This is a genomic window from Streptosporangium jomthongense, from assembly GCF_042650425.1.
In the GTDB taxonomy this organism is placed as follows: Bacteria; Actinomycetota; Actinomycetes; order Streptosporangiales; family Streptosporangiaceae; genus Streptosporangium.
Genome location: NZ_JBHSBC010000004.1, coordinates 64,919 through 82,846 on the forward strand (window position 1 = coordinate 64,919; position 17,928 = coordinate 82,846).

General features: G+C 69.7%; 21 protein-coding genes. 9 read left to right on the plus strand and 12 right to left on the minus strand.

Annotated elements, in window-relative coordinates:
- The first annotated feature begins 47 nt into the window (after positions 1-47).
- Together ACFOYY_RS06425 and tmk are read left to right on the plus strand one after the other, a co-directional pair.
- Positions 48-830: an SDR family NAD(P)-dependent oxidoreductase gene (locus ACFOYY_RS06425; RefSeq protein WP_386188591.1), complete on the plus strand. Its 783-nt coding sequence runs from the start codon at positions 48-50 to the stop codon at positions 828-830.
- A 114-nt stretch (positions 831-944) separates the two neighbouring features.
- A complete protein-coding gene (gene tmk / locus ACFOYY_RS06430; RefSeq protein WP_352011069.1) occupies positions 945-1,592 on the plus strand; it encodes a dTMP kinase in 648 nt (215 codons plus the stop codon).
- Positions 1,593-1,766: 174 nt separating this feature from the next.
- On the opposite strand, the gene ACFOYY_RS06435 is transcribed toward tmk, so the two are convergent.
- The gene (locus ACFOYY_RS06435; protein WP_352011070.1) at positions 1,767-3,650 is read right to left on the minus strand and encodes an ABC transporter ATP-binding protein; all 1,884 of its coding nucleotides are present in this window, start codon (positions 3,648-3,650) and stop codon (positions 1,767-1,769) included.
- Positions 3,651-4,098: 448 nt separating this feature from the next.
- Here ACFOYY_RS06435 and ACFOYY_RS06440 point away from each other — a divergent pair, with 448 nt between their 5' ends.
- Both ACFOYY_RS06440 and ACFOYY_RS06445 read left to right on the plus strand, forming a co-directional pair.
- Positions 4,099-4,347, plus strand: coding sequence for a DUF6400 family protein (locus ACFOYY_RS06440; protein ID WP_362777814.1), 249 nt, complete (start codon positions 4,099-4,101; stop codon positions 4,345-4,347).
- Positions 4,334-4,564 (plus strand): hypothetical protein, encoded by a 231-nt coding sequence (locus tag ACFOYY_RS06445; RefSeq protein WP_352011072.1) that lies wholly within the window; start codon positions 4,334-4,336, stop codon positions 4,562-4,564. The genes ACFOYY_RS06440 and ACFOYY_RS06445 overlap by 14 nt, the downstream gene beginning before the upstream one ends.
- A gap of 3 nt (positions 4,565-4,567) precedes the next feature.
- Here the strand turns inward: ACFOYY_RS06445 and ACFOYY_RS06450 are convergent, their stop codons facing one another.
- From ACFOYY_RS06450 to ACFOYY_RS06470, 5 genes are all read right to left on the minus strand, one after another.
- Entirely contained in the window at positions 4,568-5,683 is a 1,116-nt protein-coding gene (locus ACFOYY_RS06450) for a methyltransferase domain-containing protein (RefSeq protein WP_386188594.1), read from the minus strand.
- Entirely contained in the window at positions 5,680-5,820 is a 141-nt protein-coding gene (locus tag ACFOYY_RS06455) for a hypothetical protein (RefSeq protein WP_352011074.1), read from the minus strand. Before ACFOYY_RS06455 ends, ACFOYY_RS06450 begins: the two co-directional genes overlap by 4 nt.
- Positions 5,821-5,960: 140 nt before the next feature.
- A complete protein-coding gene (locus tag ACFOYY_RS06460) occupies positions 5,961-6,818 on the minus strand; it encodes a helix-turn-helix domain-containing protein (protein WP_386188596.1) in 858 nt (285 codons plus the stop codon).
- Between the two features lie 5 nt (positions 6,819-6,823).
- Positions 6,824-7,336: a DUF6879 family protein gene (locus ACFOYY_RS06465; RefSeq protein ID WP_386188598.1), complete on the minus strand. Its 513-nt coding sequence runs from the start codon at positions 7,334-7,336 to the stop codon at positions 6,824-6,826.
- The gene (locus ACFOYY_RS06470; protein ID WP_352011077.1) at positions 7,305-7,580 is read right to left on the minus strand and encodes a hypothetical protein; all 276 of its coding nucleotides are present in this window, start codon (positions 7,578-7,580) and stop codon (positions 7,305-7,307) included. Before ACFOYY_RS06470 ends, ACFOYY_RS06465 begins: the two co-directional genes overlap by 32 nt.
- A gap of 218 nt (positions 7,581-7,798) precedes the next feature.
- Between ACFOYY_RS06470 and murJ the strand changes: the two genes are divergently transcribed.
- The gene (gene murJ / locus ACFOYY_RS06475; RefSeq protein ID WP_386188601.1) at positions 7,799-9,361 is read left to right on the plus strand and encodes a murein biosynthesis integral membrane protein MurJ; all 1,563 of its coding nucleotides are present in this window, start codon (positions 7,799-7,801) and stop codon (positions 9,359-9,361) included.
- A 90-nt stretch (positions 9,362-9,451) separates the two neighbouring features.
- Here murJ and ACFOYY_RS06480 read toward each other — a convergent pair whose 3' ends face one another.
- From ACFOYY_RS06480 to ACFOYY_RS06490, 3 genes are all read right to left on the minus strand, one after another.
- A complete protein-coding gene (locus ACFOYY_RS06480; protein WP_386188603.1) occupies positions 9,452-10,093 on the minus strand; it encodes a hypothetical protein in 642 nt (213 codons plus the stop codon).
- On the minus strand, positions 10,077-11,354 hold the full coding sequence (locus ACFOYY_RS06485) for an aminotransferase class I/II-fold pyridoxal phosphate-dependent enzyme (protein ID WP_386188605.1): 1,278 nt from the start codon (positions 11,352-11,354) through the stop codon (positions 10,077-10,079). Before ACFOYY_RS06485 ends, ACFOYY_RS06480 begins: the two co-directional genes overlap by 17 nt.
- Before the next feature lie 117 nt (positions 11,355-11,471).
- A complete protein-coding gene (locus ACFOYY_RS06490) occupies positions 11,472-12,479 on the minus strand; it encodes an aldo/keto reductase (RefSeq protein WP_386188607.1) in 1,008 nt (335 codons plus the stop codon).
- Positions 12,480-12,585: 106 nt separating this feature from the next.
- On the opposite strand from ACFOYY_RS06490, the gene ACFOYY_RS06495 reads away from it, so the two are divergent.
- From ACFOYY_RS06495 to ACFOYY_RS06505, 3 genes are all read left to right on the plus strand, one after another.
- A complete protein-coding gene (locus ACFOYY_RS06495; protein ID WP_352011082.1) occupies positions 12,586-13,128 on the plus strand; it encodes a TetR/AcrR family transcriptional regulator in 543 nt (180 codons plus the stop codon).
- A 136-nt stretch (positions 13,129-13,264) separates the two neighbouring features.
- Positions 13,265-13,576 (plus strand): putative quinol monooxygenase, encoded by a 312-nt coding sequence (locus ACFOYY_RS06500; protein ID WP_386188609.1) that lies wholly within the window; start codon positions 13,265-13,267, stop codon positions 13,574-13,576.
- Positions 13,573-13,818: a hypothetical protein gene (locus ACFOYY_RS06505; protein WP_386188611.1), complete on the plus strand. Its 246-nt coding sequence runs from the start codon at positions 13,573-13,575 to the stop codon at positions 13,816-13,818. Before ACFOYY_RS06500 ends, ACFOYY_RS06505 begins: the two co-directional genes overlap by 4 nt.
- A 2-nt stretch (positions 13,819-13,820) precedes the next feature.
- On the opposite strand, the gene ACFOYY_RS06510 is transcribed toward ACFOYY_RS06505, so the two are convergent.
- Together ACFOYY_RS06510 and ACFOYY_RS06515 are read right to left on the minus strand one after the other, a co-directional pair.
- Positions 13,821-14,789 (minus strand): magnesium transporter CorA family protein, encoded by a 969-nt coding sequence (locus tag ACFOYY_RS06510; RefSeq protein WP_386188613.1) that lies wholly within the window; start codon positions 14,787-14,789, stop codon positions 13,821-13,823.
- 20 nt (positions 14,790-14,809) lie between these two features.
- Positions 14,810-15,865 (minus strand): FAD-dependent oxidoreductase, encoded by a 1,056-nt coding sequence (locus ACFOYY_RS06515; RefSeq protein WP_386188615.1) that lies wholly within the window; start codon positions 15,863-15,865, stop codon positions 14,810-14,812.
- A gap of 237 nt (positions 15,866-16,102) precedes the next feature.
- Between ACFOYY_RS06515 and ACFOYY_RS06520 the strand changes: the two genes are divergently transcribed.
- On the plus strand, positions 16,103-16,534 hold the full coding sequence (locus ACFOYY_RS06520) for a hypothetical protein (protein ID WP_352011086.1): 432 nt from the start codon (positions 16,103-16,105) through the stop codon (positions 16,532-16,534).
- 71 nt (positions 16,535-16,605) lie between these two features.
- Here the strand turns inward: ACFOYY_RS06520 and ACFOYY_RS06525 are convergent, their stop codons facing one another.
- Positions 16,606-17,802, minus strand: a complete 1,197-nt coding sequence (locus tag ACFOYY_RS06525) for a benzoate/H(+) symporter BenE family transporter (protein WP_386188617.1) — start codon at positions 17,800-17,802, stop codon at positions 16,606-16,608.
- Positions 17,803-17,928 lie beyond the last annotated feature (126 nt).

A 17,928-nucleotide genomic window follows, 5' to 3' on the forward strand; every position in this document is an offset into this window, starting at 1 on the left:
CCCGGCGCCTCGGGCGGCGAACTTCCCGGTGCCTTGGGAGGCAGGCGGTGACGGCTCCCCGTCGCGTGTGCGTGACCGGCGCCGCCAGCGGCATCGGTCACGCCGCCGCCGAGATCTTCCTCACGCGCGGCGACCAGGTCACCCTGGTCGACCGCGACGAGACCGCCCTCACCCAGGCCGCCGAACGGCTGGCCGCCGAACACGGCGCCGACCGGGTCCGGCCGTACGCGGTGGACGTCTCCGTGGCCGAGCAGGTCGAGGACCTCTTCGCCCGGATCGCGGACGCCGGGGGGCTGGACTCCCTGGTCCTGGCGGCGGGCGTCACCAGCGACGGGTTCGTCTCCGACATGTCGGAACACGACTGGTCCTACATCCTGGGCGTCAACCTCACCGGCCCCTTCCTGTGCCTGAAGCGGGCGGCGCCGCTGCTGCGGCTCTCCTCCGGCGGCTCGGTCGTCGCGGTCGGCTCGGTCTCGGCCCACGTGATCGGCGCCGGTGGCGGGTGCGCCGCCTACGAGGCGTCCAAGGCGGGCCTGGTGCAGCTGGTACGCGCCTTCGCCGTGGAGAACGCCCCGTACGGCGTGCGGGCGAACATCGTGAGCCCGGGACGGACGGCCACCCGGCTCGGCGAGAACACCCGGAGACTCGCCGAGACCGTCTACACCTCCGCCGACGGTCCCCGGCGGGAACGTCACTCCTTCGGGGCGCCGCTACGCTTCGAGGGACGCCCCGAGGAGATCGCCGGTGCCATCCACTTCCTCGCCGGTGACGACGCCCGGTTCGTCACCGGCACCGAGTTGCTGGTGGACGGCGGCTACACCGCCATCTGACCCGGCCCGGGGCCGGAGCACCGTCCGGCCCCGAGAGGAACCGGCTTGCCCCGTGGCCGCCCCATCAGCTGTACCGTCATCTGCCCAAGAGAGGACTCTGAGAGGAGCCCGGACATGGCCCTTCCCCTTTACGACCACGACCTCCCCGGCACGTTCATCGCCTTCTGCGGCATGGACGGCAGTGGGAAGACCAGCCTCATCGAGGGGCTCTCCAAGCGGCTGGCCTCGGGTGGTGTGGAACCGGTCGTGACCATGCAGCCGTCCAGGTATGCCCGGGAGTCCCCGCTGTTCACCCGCTACATCTACCACCCGGAGGAGCGGCACCAGGTCGACTACCGCGCCCTGATCTGCCTGCTGACCAGCGACCGGCTGCAGAACCTCCACGAGGTGGTGCTGCCCGCGCTCCGCGAGGGGCGCACGGTCATCACCGACAGGTACGTCTTCACGGCGCTGGCGCAGATGCGGGCACGCGGTTTCGCCAACGAGGAGTGGTTCTTCGAGATCTGCAAGCACGTGCCCAGGCCGGACCTGACGCTGCTGTGCGACCCGGGTTTCCAGGTCTCGCAGGGCCGGGTCGGACGCCGTACCGACTGGCGTGACTCCTACATCGAGGCCGACCACGACCAGCAGCTCTACATGAACTACCAGATCGTCGCCGACGAGGAGGGATTGGTCCGCTTCGACACGAACCTCCCGGTCGAGGAGAGCCTGGACCTCCTGTACGGCATCGTCAACGACCGCCTCCCCAACCTCCTGAGCTGACCTTCCCGCTGGTCGCCGGGGGCACCGGTCGCGGCCCCTCCGGCGCCCGTTCGCTCCCCCCGCGCGCCCCACCGTTTCCCCGGTCCGCGGTCTCATCGGCTGCGTCCCCACGCCCCGAGCCCTTGAGAAGGAGGGCTCAGACCGTAGGGACGAGTTCAGACCGTGGAGACTGGCTCAGTGGACGGGCTCCTTCTCCTCTGACTGGTTGAACTGGGTGCGGTGGAGCTCCTCGTAGCGGCCGCCGGCGGCGAGGAGGGAGGCGTGGGTGCCGCGCTCCACGATGCGGCCGTTCTCGACCACGAGGATGAGGTCCGCGGCGCGGACGGTGGAGAGCCGGTGGGCGATCACCACCGAAGTCCGCCCGGCGAGCGCCTCACCCAGGGCCTCCTGGACGGCGGCCTCCGAGGTGGAGTCCAGGTGGGCGGTCGCCTCGTCGAGGATGACGACCCGGGGGCGTGCCAGCAGCAGCCTGGCGATCGTCAGACGCTGACGCTCACCACCGGACAGGCGGTATCCGCGCTCACCCACGACCGTGTCCAGCCCGTCGGGCAGCGCCGAGACGAGGTCGGCCAGCCGGGCGCGCCGCAGCACCTCCCAGATCTCCTCATCCGTGGCCTCAGGGCGGGCCAGCAGGAGGTTGGCGCGGACGGACTCGTGGAACAGGTGCCCGTCCTGCGTCACCATGCCGAGCGTCTCACGCACCGACTCGGCGCTCAGGTCACGGACGTCGACACCGGACAGCCGCACCGCGCCGCTGTCGACGTCGTAGAGACGTGCCGCCAGTTGCGCGATCGTCGACTTGCCCGCCCCCGAGGAGCCCACCAGCGCGACCATCTGCCCGGGCTCGGCCCGGAAGGACACCCCGTGCAGCACCTCGACGCCACCACGGGTGTCGAGGGTCGAGACCTCCTCAAGTGAGGCGAGCGACACCTTGTCGGCCGAGGGATAGGCGAAGCCGACCCCGTCGAACTCGATGGAGACCGGCCCCTCGGGCACCGGCCTGGCGTCCGGGGCGTCGGTGATGAGGGGCTTGAGGTCGAGCACCTCGAAGACCCGCTCGAAGCTCACCAGCGCGGTCATCACCTCGACCCGCGCGCTGGCCAGGGCGGTCAGCGGGGCGTAGAGCCGGGTGAGCAGCAGCGCCATCGCCACGACCGCGCCCGGTTCGAGCTGCCCGCGCAGCGCGTAGAACCCGCCGAGGCCGTAGACGACGGCCAGGGCGAGCGCGGAGACCAGCACCAGCGCGGTGACGAACACCGACTGGGACATGGCCGTGCGCACGCCGATGTCGCGCACCCGCCTGGCCCGCCCCTCGAACTCCGCCGACTCGCGCCTGGGCCTGCCGAAGAGCTTCACCAGCGTGGCGCCCGGCGCGGAGAAGCGCTCGGTCATCTGGGTGATCATCGCGGCGTTGTGGTCGGCCGACTCGCGTTCGAGCCTGGCCAGACGGGTGCCCATCCGGCGGGCCGGCAGCACGAAGAGCGGCAGCAGGAGCAGGGCCAGCAGGGTGATCTGCCAGGAGGTCCCGACCATCACGATGAGCGTGAGCACGAGCGTCACGATGTTTCCGACCACGCCGGAGAGGGTGTCGCTGAAGGCCCGCTGGGCCCCGATGACGTCGTTGTTCAGCCTGCTGACCAGGGCGCCGGTGCGGGTGCGGGTGAAGAAGGCGATCGGCATGCGCTGCACGTGGTCGAACACGGTGGTGCGCAGGTCGAGGATGAGCCCCTCGCCGATGCTCGCCGACAACCAGCGGGTGACCAGCCCGAGCCCGGCCTCGACGACCGCGATGACGGCGATCAGGGAGGCCAGGAGCACGACGAGGCCGAAGTCGGCGCCCTCGACGATCGCGTTGACGACCCGGCCCGCGAGCACGGGAGTCGCGACCGCGAGAACCGCCGTCGTGACGCTGAGCAGCAGGAACCACGTCAGGAACCGGCGGTGCGGCCTGGCGAAGGCGCCGATGCGCCGCAGGGTCGCCCGGGAGAAGGGCCTGCGCTCGTTCTGGGCGTGCATCGCGTGGTACATCGACGTCCACGCGGTGACTTCTATGTCCATCGCTCTTCTCCGGGGGGTGGTGGCCTTCCGACCGCTCTTCGAACAGGTTGACGACACCGAAAGGCTCTCATCCGTCACCGACAAAACCGCCGCGTGACCGCGTCCGCGTGGAGACGGGGCGTGACCGCCCTCCAGGTGTGGCCTCCCCGAACACTAAGACCTCAACGTATGTTCAGGTCAACCATGGCACGACATCCCGTGAGACACGTCACGAACTAGGCAAGAAAAACGACATAAGGTATAAAAAGGTATAAAGAGGCCTCGTGGCGCGTCGCCGGATGTCCGACTGATCACAAAGATCCGCCACGTCTCCGTCACGGAAACCTCGTGAAGGCATGCGGGAAGCCCATGAGCTCCGCGAGCCCCACGAAGCAGCGGGGAAGCCCACGGGCCCGGCTCCCGCGAAACCCCGCCAAGGAAAGCCCAGAGCGACCCACAGGAAAGTCTCATGAGTCAGGACAACAGCAACGCACACGTCGTCGTCGAGATCGACCTCACGCTTGAGGAGGCCCGGCGACGGGCCGCGGTCATGGAGGCCCTGGGAGACGACTGGGACCCGATCGCGGTGATGCGGGGCGAGGAGGAGGCCTACGACCTGCTCTACTCGGGCCTCGACGAGCGGCAGCAGGAGACCTACGACATGCTCGTCGCCGCCGGGGTCCTGCCGTACCGGGGGGCGGGGCATGCTGCCGATTGATCCGCACGCCGACCTGGGACGCAGGGCCTGGGTCCCCTGCCCGGGATGCCGCGACGACAGGGACTGCGCCCCCTGCTCCGACGGCCGCAACTGCTCGGACCACTGGCGCTATCTCATCCGCACCACGGGAAGCCTGCTGCACCTGCAGTGCCCCGGCTGCACCCACCTGTGGAGCCACGAAACCAACTTCGGCGCAGGCGGCGGCCGCCCCTTCTGACCGTCACGGATTGACGACGCGTCCTGGATGGTCCACCCAGATGACGTCGCCTTCAGGCGTGGCGGTGTAGCCATACCGGTCGTCGGCCGGGCAACCCCAGGAGATCCAGCGCAGGAACGCCTCCTCGGCTTCGCCGTACACGTCACGGTCGCCGCTGTACCGCACGATCCAGTCGTTCTCCCCTTCGCTCCAGGCCACGTAGGCGGCCGAGGTGTCGGAGTGCGCCCACAGGACGAACCCACCGTCGTGCTCAGTGGTACAGACGACGCCGGGCAGCATCGCGTTCAGGAAGACGGAGGCGGCCCACTCCCCGGTGATCCTCCGCGGGTCGATCCGGGCCGGACGCCTGCGCACGTCATCGCCGAGCCCCCGAAGCTCCTCCGGACGCTGACCGCGCATCATCATGAACGAACAGCCCGATTCGACACGACCAACCGCCGTACCGTCGCCGAGGGCACGCAGGACGACGAACGCGCCATACCGCCACATCGGCATCCACGGAAACACGACGGTGCCGCCCGGCCGCGTCTGCCTGATCCACGCGGGTGACGCCTCGGTCGCGCCGACGGTGACATGCACCGCGTCGTACGGCTGACCGCCTGGATACCCCAGGGCTCCGTCCCCATGGACCAACCGGACGGCGTCGCGACCGGCCCGCGCCAGGTTGGCTCGCGCCTGCCGGTGGACGTCGGCGTCGATCTCGACGCTGGTGACCTGGCCACCGCCGACGAAACTGGAGACGAGCGCCGCCGTCCAGCCGGTGCCGGTGCCGATCTCCAGCACGTGGTCGTCGGCGTGGAGGCCGAGAAGCCCAAGCTCGGTGGCCACGATCGTGGGCATGGAGTTGGAGGAGCTGTAGAGGCTTCCCTCCTCATACCCCTCGACCAGGGGTGTGGCCCCGTCGTCGATCTGGGTGACGATCGAGATGTCGCTGTAGACGACCTTCTCCCAGGCTGAGGTGTCCGCGTCCCGGTCGATCACATAGCCGGGCCCGTCACCCGGCGACACCCATGCCTGGCCTGGGATGAACAGCTCTCTCGGGTTCGCCTTCAGGGCCTCCAGCCACCGAGGGCCCAGCGCCTCGAAGGGCCCGGCTATCCGGTCGATGAGATCGGTCACTTCTTACCGCCGCCCGCGTGCTTGCCGTCTCCCTGCCCACCCGGCTGCTGACCATCCTGAGACGGCTTCGGCTGCTTGGGCAACGGCTTGTCGCCGGACTTCTTGTCGTCGTCGTGCTTACCCACCAGAGGTCTCATCGGGTTCCCTTCGTTTCCGGGCTTCCACGGGACCAAGCCCGCTCAGACGTCGACGCACATGTCGGCGGCCTCTCTCAGGCACCGCTTGTGGTGCCGAGTGAAGGTCACGACCTCAATGTGCCAACGGCCCGGAGCGGAGGCTAGGAGATTTCATGTGATTGCAGAAAGTCACGCGCCTGTTCGATAAGGGCCCGTGCTTCGTCCCCATAAACGGCCTGCCCCTGCAGCAGGGTGAAAACCTTCATGAAGTAGGCGAGGTCTTCGGCACGAGTGGTCTGGAAACGCCCAGACCACATCTCGCTGCGCACAAGGCCGGAGTCGAACATATAGAAGCATTCTCCACCCCAAATCTTGCGGAATCCGGGTGGAATAATGCCAAACGCAACGTTGGGCAAGCGGGTAACCCGTGACAGGAAGTCGAACTGCTCGTTCATCGCATCCATGTCGCCGTAGGCATAGGTGAGAACGGCGGCTTCGATAACGAAGCTGTACATATGAGCCGTGCCCCCGGTGAGAAAGCGCTGTTTCCCCAGGCGGGCCTGAACTGCTCCTTCCACGCCCTCCATCGGCAGGTCATGGAGCATGGCACTGATGGTCTGGATGCCACGCGAGTAGCCCACAGTTTGCAGGATGCCGGGCACGACGATGGCTTCGTACACCCGCAAGAGCTTGGTCCGCTCGTACAACGGGGTACCGCGAGCCTGAACTGCCTGCTGGCTGTGCGTGCGGAAGGTCGTCCGATACTCCTGCCACATGCGTCGCACGTCACGGTGGACAGCGATCAGCTCGGGAACGAGGCCCTCGACGCCACAGGCTGTGCACCAGTCACGAATGTCTTGTTCAGAGGGATTCTGCCGGGCATGCTCGATACGACTGACCTTGGTGGGGTGCATGCCCGTGAGGTCGGCCAGCTTCTTGCCGTTCAGTCCAGCGTCTCGGCGCAGATCCCGGAGTCTGATGCCGAAGGCTTTCCGCGCCTCAGCCGACTGGTCTTGCACGTGGGTCAGACCGGGCGGTACTCATGATGTGGAATCGCTGCGGAGTAAGCCGCCTCGAAGATCTCCAGGCAGCGAGCGACGACAGCGGGATCGTCAGTGAACTGGATGTCGGCCCGCTCCCCGTTCCCGTCCAGAACGTTGAACATGGCGAGCCTGCCGTCCAGGACGAACATGTCGTTGCCGGGAAGCAGCACCGTGGAAGCGAGCCGCCGGGGCAGCCAGCGCAGATCCTCACCCGCGTCGACCGCGCTGCCGGAGTAGCGGAGGGACATGCGCTGGTAGTCCGAGAGTGGTTCGGAGACCAGTCTCACTCGGCGCAGATGTCTGCCTTCGCGTTCCTTCTCGGCGACTTTGGCGGCCCATTGCCGGTAGGAGGCGTCCACAGCGTCCAGATCACCCGCCAGGAAGAGCTTCAGATCCTCCTTGTCAGCACCGTAATAGTCGTGTAGCTCAAGCTTGCGGGTGTCTCGACTCGCCCGCGCCAGTTCAGCCCGACGTTGGACTGAGATCGACTCCATAGTGCTCCTTGACATACATCCTCACGAACCGCTCCACCAGCGCCTCGGAGATTTCGACGAAACTCTCGTCATCCTTCAAGGCGCGTAGCTGGACCGCGACGTCCTCACCATGACGGAGACCCTGAACCATCCAGCTTCCCCGGTTGGTGCGGTAGAGGCTGGGGCAGTCTTCCTCATCCTTGGAGTCAGGGTCCTTGCAGAAGAAGGTAACCGTGATCGGCTTGGCTGCGCCGGAACCTTGCATGAGATTGCACCCCCAAGGTCGCAAATCGCCACCCTGAGCGTGTACGGCACATCAACAGAGGTCAAGCAGCTTGAGCGGAATAGAGCCGGAGCCATCCACGCCGACGCTCACACATCGTAGAACTTTCTGCCCAATATAAGCATATTTGACCGAAATTCCTGATCCGATTCCCGTCAAACGTCTCACCTTCCATGTCCTGTTCATGAAATATGGCGTTCATGGACGAAGGACTCGCGCGTGCGGGGCGGGCCATGGCCGTGGGGACGTTCGTCTCCAGGGTCACCGGTTTCCTGCGCACACTGGCACTGGTCGCCGCGCTCGGGCTCGGGAAGGGCCTGTTCGACATCTACACCGTCGCCAACACGCTGCCCAACTCGATCTACGACCTGGTGCTCGGCGGGGCGTTGACCAGCGTCCTGGTCCCGCTGCTCGTCCGGTATCCCGACGAGCTCTACGCGCAACGGCTGCTGTCGCTGGTGGTCTACGGTCTGGGCGCCACCGTGGTGGTCACCACCCTGTTCGCCCCGCAGATCGTGGACCTGTGCGCCGGTGACCTCGGCGCGGACCAGCGGCGGGTGGCGATCGTGCTCACCCGTTTCTTCCTGCCGCAGGTCCTGTTCTACGGCGTGGGGACGACCCTGGCCGCCGTCCTGAGCGCCCGAGGCCGCCAGGCCGTACCGATGTGGGCGCCGGTGGCCAACAACCTCGTGGTCGTCGCGACCACCGCCGCCTACCTGGCGATCGGCGGCACCGGCAGCCTTGAGAGGCTGACCGTCGCCCAGACCTGGCTGCTCGGCGTGGGCACCACGGCGGGCGTCGCCGTACAGGCGCTCGTGCTCTGCCTGGCCACGCGCGGCACCGGATTCCGGATACGGCTGCGCGCCGACCCGCGAGGGGTCGGTGTCCGGCGGATCGCGGCCATGGCGGGCTGGACGCTCCTGTCCGTGGCCGCCGCGCAGGTGGCGATCGTCGTGGTCAACCGGCTCGCCCTGGCCTCGGGGGAGGGAGCCCTCGGCGCCTACGCCAACGCCTACACGCTGTTCCAGCTGCCCTACGCGGTCGTCACCGTGTCCATCGTCACCGGAGTGCTGCCGGGACTGAGCCGGGCCGCGGCGCGGCGGGACCTGTCGCTGGTGACGGCCGAACTGTCCCGGTGTCTGCGGCTGTCCGGCGTGGTGCTCCTGCCGGTGGCCGCCTTCCTGGTCGTGCTCGGCCCGTACCTGGCCACGGCCCTGTTCGCCCATGGCAACGCCACCCCTTCGGCCGCCGCCCTCACCGGGTCGGTCCTGGCCGCCTACGGCCTGGCCCTGGTGCCGTTCTGCGGCTATCAGGTTCTGTTGCGCGGTTTCTACGCCATGCAGGACACCCGTACCCCGGCCATGATCGGGCTGCTCGTCACGGCGACCACGATCGGCGGCGCGGTGGTCTCGGCGTGGCTGGTGCCCGGCCCACGGATGGTCGTCGGGGCCGCGGTCGGGTACGCGCTGGCCAACTGCGCCGGATTCCTCGTGGCGGCGGCCGTACTGCGGGGCAGACTCGGCAGGGTCGACGGTCACCGTCTGCTGCGCGCGCACGGCCGGATGCTTCCCGCCGCGCTCGTCGCGGGCGGGGCCGCGGCCGTCGTGGCGCGCCTGACCGGGCAGGTCACCGGACCGGGGTGGGCGGGTTCGCTCGCCGTGGTGCTCGCGGCGGGCGCGTGCGGGGGCCTGCTGTACGGCCTGGCCGCGTGGGCGCTGCGCGTCTCCGAGCTCCGGACCCTGGTCAGCGCCCTGCGCGCCTGACCGCCGCGCCCGCGAAACCGGCCCTGCGCGCCTGGCCGGCGCACCCGCGAGCCGGCCGCGCGCCTGGCCGGCGTACCCGTGAGCCGGCCCCTACGTGCCTGAGGAACCGTCCGTCGGCACGCGCCTGAGGACGGCCAGCGCCTTCGAGGCGGCGTCGCGCACCGCGGACTCCTCGTCGGCCAGGCACGCGGCCACCGCCTCGGTCAGGTACGGCACCGCGGCCCTGAGATCGAGGACGACCTGGGCCATGATCACCTCAATGGCCTCCTCGTCCCAGACGTCCTCGCTCTCCTCGGAGTCCTCGGAGTCCTCGGAGTCCTCGGGGTCCTCGCTGAGCAGCGTCTCCAGGGTCGCGGCGATCTCCGCCTCCCGTCCCCGGGGGTCGGCCGCGGCCCTGATCTCCTCCTGCGGCACCTCGGGCTGGGCGGCCTCGCCGACCTCCCCGAGGAAGTCCAGCAGTACGGCCCGCAGCGGCGCCGAGGCCACCCGGCGCCGGGCCGTACGGGGATCGGACAGCAGCCCGGCGACGACCAGCGCCGCGGGCGGGGTTGCCGACCAGGGCGTTCCCTGGTGGATCACCGCCGCCCACAGGTGGTCGACGGCCTTGACCCGGGCCCGCTCGTCGTCGCCGGCCAGCGCGTCGAGGTGGGCGGGGACGTCGACGGCGACGCCGTAGGCGTGGAACAGCCGCGACCAGTCAGGCTCGCCCAAGCCGTTACCGGGCCTGCTCAAGCAGCTTCTCCGTGCCGACCAGGCGGACGCAGACGGCCAGGCCGCTGATCGCCAGCTCGACCTCGGGCAGCTCGGGGTAGGTGGGCGCGATGCGGATGGTGCTGTCGGCGGGGTCGTCGCCGTAGGGGTGGGTCGCACCGGCCGGGGTCAGCGCGATGCCCGCCTCCGCGGCGCGGCTGACCACCTGGCGGGCGCACCCCGGCAGCACGTCGAGGCTGATGAAGTAGCCGCCGAGGGGCTTGGACCAGGTGGCCAGGCCGGTTCCGCCGAGCTCCTTGCCGAGGATCAGGTCGACCGTGTCGAACTTCGGCCGGATCAGCTCCCGGTGGCGGCGCATGTGGTCGAGAACGCCCGCCTCGTCCTTGAGGAACTCCACGTGCCGCAGGTGGTTGATCTTGTCGGGGCCGATGGTGCGCTTGCCGGTGTGGCCGAGCAGCCAGGACACGTTCGCCGGGGAGGAGCCGAAGAACGCGACGCCGCCCCCGGCGAAGGTGATCTTCGAGGTGGAGCCGAAGACGAAGGCGCGGTCGGGGTTGCCGTGCTCCGCGCACAGCGCCAGGATGTCGGCGATCTCGACCTGGGTGTCCGTCAGGTGGTGTACGGCGTAGGCGTTGTCCCAATAAATCCGGAAATCAGAGGCGGCCGTCGGCATGGCGGCCAGGCGCCGTACGGTCTCGTCGGCGTAGGAGACGCCGTTGGGGTTGCTGTACTTGGGCACGCACCAGATGCCCTTGATCTGGGCGTCCTGCCGCACGAGGTCCTCGACGACGTCCATGTCGGGGCCCTGGTCGTTCATCGGCACCGGAATCAGCTCGATGCCGAAGCGCTGGGCCAGCGCGAAGTGACGGTCGTACCCCGGCACCGGGCACAGGAAGGCGACCCTCGGCTCGTCCACCCAGCGGCGTTCGCCACCGGGCACACCGCTGAGCAGCGCGTGGACGAGGGTGTCGTGCATCAGGGACAGGCTGGAGTTGTTCGCCGCGACGAGCTGGGCGGCGGGCACCTGGAGCAGGCCGCTGAAGATCGCCCGAAGCTCGGCCAGACCCTGTCCGCCACCGTAGTTACGGCAGTCGGTCCCGTCGGCGGCGGTGTGGCCGCTGGGCAGCGTCAGCATGGCGGAGGCCAGGTCCAGCTGGCCGGCCGAAGGCTTGCCCCGGGTGAGGTCAAGCGAGAGACCGCGCTGGACGAGCGCGTCGTAGTCACGCCGGGCGCGGTCATGCTGAGCGGTCAGCTCGTCGAGGTTCAGAGCCGAAAAGGTCACGGGATTTCCTTCGCCTGCTGGTCAGAATGGCCTTCGCAGAATAGAACAGCCGGAAAGCGGGTTATCTGCCGGGTACGGCATGCCATACCCGGAAATATCAGCTTTTCCGAAGTTCGATCAGAAGGACGCCCCGGTCACGGGACGGTGCGCGGGCCGGGAGACCTCCTCAAGCCGGGCGGCCAGTTCGGCGGGAAGACCGAGGGCGAATCCGGCCGCGTTCCGTTCGTACTGCCCCAGGTCGCGCGGGCCGATGACGACCGAGGTGACGCCCGGCCTGGCGGCGACCCAGGCGATGGCCACCTCGACCGGCGTGACGCCCAGTTCGGCGGCGACCCCCGCCACCTCGTCCGCGATGCCGTGACTGCGCTCGCTGAGCATCTCCCCCGCCCAGCGGTCGGCCGCGGGGCTGGACATCGCCAGCAGGGAACTCATCCTGCTGTCCGGGCCGGGGGCGACACCCCTGCGGTAGCGGCCCGCCAGGACACCGCCGCCGAGCGGGGCGTAGGTGACGACGCCCAGACCGTGGCGTTCGCACGCGGGCAGGATCTCCGCCTCGATCAGCCTGGCCAGCAGGGAGTACTGCGGCTGGAGGCTGACCATTCTCGTGCCCCCGACGCGTTCGGCGGCCCACTGCGCCTCCACGATCTGCGGCGCGGTGAAGTTGGAACAGCCCAGATAGCGGACCTTTCCCGAACGGACGAACCCGTCGAGGGTCGCCATCGTCTCCTCAACGGGGGTCTCGGGGTCCCACTGGTGGCACTGGTAGAGGTCGATGTAATCGGTGCCGAGACGTCGCAGGCTCGCCTCAAGCGCCCTGGTCAGGTGCGCCCTGGACAGTCCCCGGTCGTTGGGGCCCGGCCCCTGGGGACCGAAGGCCTTGGTCGCGACGACCACCGAGTCCCGGCGTCCGCGCAGCGCCTTGCCGACGATCCGTTCCGCCTCGCCCGCGTGGTAGATGTCGGCGGTGTCGATGAAGTTGTTCCCCGCGCCGAGGAAGGCGTCGATGACGCGGATCGCCTCCGCCTCCTCGCAGCCGCCCACGCCGGGACCGGTGCCGAAGTTCATGGTGCCCAGGCAGGCGCGAGAGACCTTCAGGCCGGAGCCGCCGAGCCGTACGTGATCCATGGAAATACCCCCGATAGAATCGGAACCAGTGTTCCGCTTGGAATGCGCGAAACGATACGGAACGCTTGTTCCGGTTGTCAACGATCGTGAAGGACAGGGGGCGAGGATGCGTACGGACGCACAGCGCAATCTGGCGCGCGTGCTGAGCGCGGCGGAGGAGGTCCTGACCCGCGACGGCCTCTCCGCCCCCATGCGGGCGATCGCCGCGCGGGCCGGGGTCGGCGTGGGCACGATCTACCGGCAGTTCCCCACCAAGGAGGCCCTCTACCAGGCGATCGTCGTCGACCGTCAACGCAGGCTCGCCGAGGAGGCGCGGGCGTTGGCGGAGGCGGCCGAACCCGGCGCCGCGTTCTTCGCCTTCTTCGCCCGCGTCGTGGAGGACGCCACCCCGAAGAAAATCTTCGCCGACGCCCTGACCGAGGCCGGGATAGACGTCAAGGCCGCGACCGCGGGAGCCCACGACATCCGCGGCGCCGTCGAGACCCTGCTGGTCCGCGCCCAGCAGGCGGGCGAGGTGCGCCGGGAGGTGGAGATGCCGGAGATCCTGGCCCTCCTGACCGCCGCCTGCCTGGCCGCCCAACACCAGAACTGGGACGAGACCCTACGAACCAGAGCACTCGACGTCGTCTTCCACGGCCTGCGTCCCTGAGGACCCATCGGGAGGCGGGAGCACCGGGCGCCCTGAAGACGCACCGCCCCCGGGACCGGAGGCCCCCGCCAGGCCGACGAAGGTGGCATGAAACGGTGATGTAATGTCGATTACATAGTTACAAGGGAGTTGTGTGATGGTTGTTGAGTACATCCGCTACCGGGTTCCCGACAGGGAGGAGTTCGAGGCCGCCTACCGGCGTGCCGTCGTGCCGCTCGGGCGGGCGCCGCAGTGCCTCGACTACGAACTGTCCCGCTGCGTCGAGGAGCCCGAGTGCTACGTCCTGCGCGTCACCTGGACGTCGGCCCACGACCATCTCCAGGGCTTCCGCGGCAGTGAGCACTTCCAGGAGTTCTTCGCGGAGATCAAGCCGTATGTGTCGAACATCGAGGAGATGCGGCACTACGAGAAGGTGATCGAGAAGAACGCGGCGGCCACTCGCACATGATCTCCCACCACCTCGGCAGGGGCATCACGGAACCGCAGCGCCGTAGATGGGTCAGCCTGCTCATGGACGCGGCCGACGAGGTCGGCCTGCCCTCCGACCCGGAGTTCAGGGCGGCGTTCGCGGGCTACATCGAATGGGGCACCCGGCTGGCCGTCCACTTCTCCCAGCCGGGCGTCTCCCAGCCGGGCGAGGAGCCGGTGCCGCGCTGGGGCTGGGGCGTCATGCCGCCCTACCAGCCCTGACGCTACAGCCAGCCCTTGCGTTTGAAGGCGGTGTAGAGGGCGGCCGAGGTGATGACGATGGCCAGGGTGGAGATCCAGAAGCCCGCCGTGTGGCCGAAGCCCGGGTAGGGGACGTTCTGGCCGTAGAAGCCGGTGATCATCGTGGGCACCGCGATGATCGCGGCCCAGCTGGTGATGCGCTTCATGATGTCGTTGAGCCGGAAGCCCTGCTGGTTGATGTGGGCCTCCCTGACGTTGCCGACCAGCTCGCGCAGGGAGTCCGTCCACTCCGCCGCACGCAGGGTGTGGTCGTAGACGTCCTGGTAGTACGGCGTCAGCGCCGGGTCGACCATCTCCACGCTGCGCCGCAGGAGACTGCCGACGACCTCCCGCACCGGTACGGCCAGCCGCCGGAAACGCACCAGTTTCTTGCGCATCTCGAACGTCAGCCGCTGGATGTGCACCCGGTCCCCCGGCACGTCGGCGAACAGGTCGTCCTCAAGCGCCTCGACCCGGTCGTCCATGGCCTGCAGCACGTCGAAGTAGCCGTCCACGACGTAGTCGAGCAGGCCGTGCAGCAGGTACGGCACGCCGTACCTGGCCATCTCGGGGTTGGCGTCCCAGCGCCGGACCACCTCGTCGATGTCGAACCCGGGGTTCTCCCGCACCGTCACCAGGGCGTTCTTGGTGACGAAGACGGATATCTCGACGAGGTCGAGACTCCCGCTGTGCAGCTTGGCACCGTAGACGGTGATGAACAGGTGGCTGTCGTAGCTGTCCAGCTTGGGGCGCTGGTGGCTCTGCAGGGCGTCCTCGACGGCCAGGCGGTGGAGTCCGAGCTCCTCGCTGATCGTCTCCAGGTCGGCGGGCGTCGGCGAGCACAGGTCGAACCACACCACGGCGGAGGGGTCCCCGACATGCTCGGAGACCTCGTCGATGGGGAAACCCTCGGTCTTCAGAGCCCCGTTGCGGTACAGGCGGGTGCGGTCCATGGCGTTTCACACTAACCCGGTCAGGCGGCCTCGGAAACGGCTTCGAGAAGCCTCCTGATGTGCCTGACGGCGGTACGGCCCGCGCGGTTGGCCCCGATGGTGCTCGCGGAGGGACCGTATCCGACCAGGTGGACGCGGGGGTCGAGGACCGCGACGGTGTCCTCGACCCGGATGCCACCGCCGGGCTCGCGCAGGCGCAGCGGGGCCAGGTGGTTGACGACGGGCCGGAACCCGGTGGCCCACAGGATCACGTCGGCCCTGACAAGATCACCGGTGTCATCCCAGACCACCCCTTCGGGGACGATCCTGTCGAACATCGGCAGCCGGTTCAGCGTCCCGGCCGCCATCGCGGCCCGCACCTGGGGGGTCAGCGGGTAACCGGTCGCGCCGACCACACTGCCCGGCGGCAGACCCGCCCGGACCCGGGCGTCCACCCTGGCGACGGCGGCACGGCCCGCCTCCTCGTCGAACGGTCCCTCGCGGAAGACCGGCGGGCGGCGGGTGACCCAGGTGGTCGTGGTGACGCGGGCGATCTCCATGAGGAGCTGCACCCCGGAGGCGCCCCCGCCGACCACCACGACGTGCCTGCCCGCGAACTCCTCGGCGCTCACGTAGTCGGCGGTGTGCAGTTGCCGTCCGGCGAAGGTCTCCTGCCCCGGGTAGCGCGGCCAGAAGGGGCGTTCCCAGGTGCCGGTGGCGTTGACCAGGGCACGGGCCGACCAGTCACCGGCCGAGGTCCGCACCAGCAACCTGCCCTCAGCGCCCTCCTCGACGGAACGCGCCTCGACCGGGCGCAGCACCGGCAGGTCGAAGGTCCGCTCGTAGCGGGCGAAGTACTCGGAGACGACCTCCGCCGAGGGACGGCCGGGGTCGGGGTCGCCCAGCGGCAGGCCGGGCAGGTCGTGCACCCGGTGCGTGGCGCCGAGGGTCAGCGAGGGCCAGCGGAACTGCCAGGCGCCGCCGGGAGCCGGTGAGCGGTCGAGCACGACGAAGTCGAGACCGGCCCTCTTCAGGAAGTAGGCGCTGGACAGCCCGGCCTGCCCCGCTCCGATGACCACGACGTCGATCTGCGTCATGCTCCCTGGCAACCACGGCCCGTCCATGGATAATCCCCCGCGAATCCCCCACGCGGCCGAACGCGCGCCTGACCATGTCAGCCGCGGACGCCTCCACACACGGCCCGACGCGCACCGGACCGTGTCGGGCCGCCCACCTCGGGCGATTCCCCCTCCTGCGGCCGGACCCGCATAATCGGGCCGTCCCGGGGCAGTTTGGGTGACCAGCACAGCACAAGCAGCCCGAGATGAGGTCACATGTTGGTTCTTGGAGTCCTCCTGATCGTCCTCGCGGGCGCGACTGTGGTCGCGGTCTCCTGGGACGAGGCCGCCACCGCGACGGCGACCGCGACGTTCACGGTCTTCGACCGCACCCTCCAGCTCTCCCAGCTGGAGTTCTTCTTCGCCGGAGCCGCGACCGGCGCGGTCTTCCTGCTCGGCCTGGCCCTGCTGATCGCCGGGACCCGCCGCTCCGCCGTACGGCGAAGCAGGCTGCGCGCCTCCCGTCTTGAGGCGCGTGACCGCATGAACCGCCTGGAGCGGGAGAAGCAGGAGCTCGAACGCAAGCTCGCGGAGACCCCCGAGACGGCCGACCCCGAGACGACGGCCCCGCACCCCCGTGTCGAGGTCCCCCGTCAGCACTCGGCCGACCAGCTCGTCGCGGGCCGCCACACCCGCCCGTCGAAGTAGGGACCACGAGATGGGACCGCGCCTTCCCGCCCGGTACGGCTTCGCGCCCGGCCGCCGGACGGGAAGGCGGGTCAGCGTAGGGCGGGCTCGGCCTTCTCCGGCTCCGCCGGAGCCACCGGAGCCTTCCGTCCGCCGTGCAGGAGGGTCATCAGGCCTCCGGCGACCAGACCCCAGAAGGCGGCGCCGATCCCGAACAGGGTCATCCCGGAGGCCGTGACCACGAAGGTGATCACGGCCGCCTGCCTGCCGTCCGGGTCCGCCAGGGCCGCGGCGAGCGCGGAGACGAGCGCGCCGACGAGGGCCAGGCCCGCCACGGCCTCGATGAGCACCGGCGGGGAGAGCAGGACCAGCGCGGTGGCCAGTCCGGAGCCGACGCCAAGGACGATCATCGAGACACCGGCCGTGACGGAGGCGATCCAGCGGCGTCCCGGGTCGGGGTCGGCGTCGGGGCTCGCGGCCAGGGCGGCGGTGATGGCGGCCAGGTTCACCGCGTGGCCGCCGAGGGGGGCGCCGACCGTGCTGGCCAGGCCGGTGCCGAGCAGGATGCCGCGCAGCGGGGGGCGGTAGCCGTACTGGGCGAGGACCGCCATGCCCGGCACGTTCTGGGAGGCCATGGTGACCAGGAACAGCGGCAGGGCGACGCTGATCATGGCCTGGGGGCTCCAGGTGGGGACGGTGAGCTCCACGACCGGACGGATGTCCACGGCACCGAGGCCGGAGCTGGTCAGCGCGATGGCCACGACCGCGACCAGCAGGGCGCAGGGGACGGCCCACCGGGCGGCGAAGCGGCTCAGCAGCGCCCAGGTGAGCACCACGGGGGCGGCCATCAGCGGCACCTCGCCGAGCGCCCTGACCGGGGCCACGCACAGGTCGAGCAGGACCCCGGCGAGCATGGCGCTGGCCATGGGGGCCGGGATGGCCGCGACCAGTCGGCCGAGCGCGGGGAAGAGCCCGGCGGCGACGATCAGCAGGCCGCAGACGACGAAGGCGCCGACGGCCGCGGGGAAGCCGCCCTCGACGGCGCCGGTTGCGACCAGCAGCGCGGCGCCGGGGGTGGACCAGGCGATGGTGATCGGCATCCGCCGCCACAGCCCGAGACAGATCGCGACCACCCCGTTGGCCAGGCACAGGGCGAGCAGTCCCGACGCCGCCTGGTCCTGGTCCGCGCCGACCGCCCGCAGCCCGGCCAGGACCACGGCGAATGAGCTGGCGAAGCCGACGAGCGCGGTGACGATCCCGGCGAGGGCCGGTTGCAGAAGGCGTGACATCGTTCTCCGTTCTCCGCCCGGCGGCACGCGACCCCGCCCGACGGCATGCGCATCTCACCCGGCCCGTTCCGAACGACGCGCGGACGATCGTTCCGTAAACGGAACAGCGGGCATGCTGCACCATAG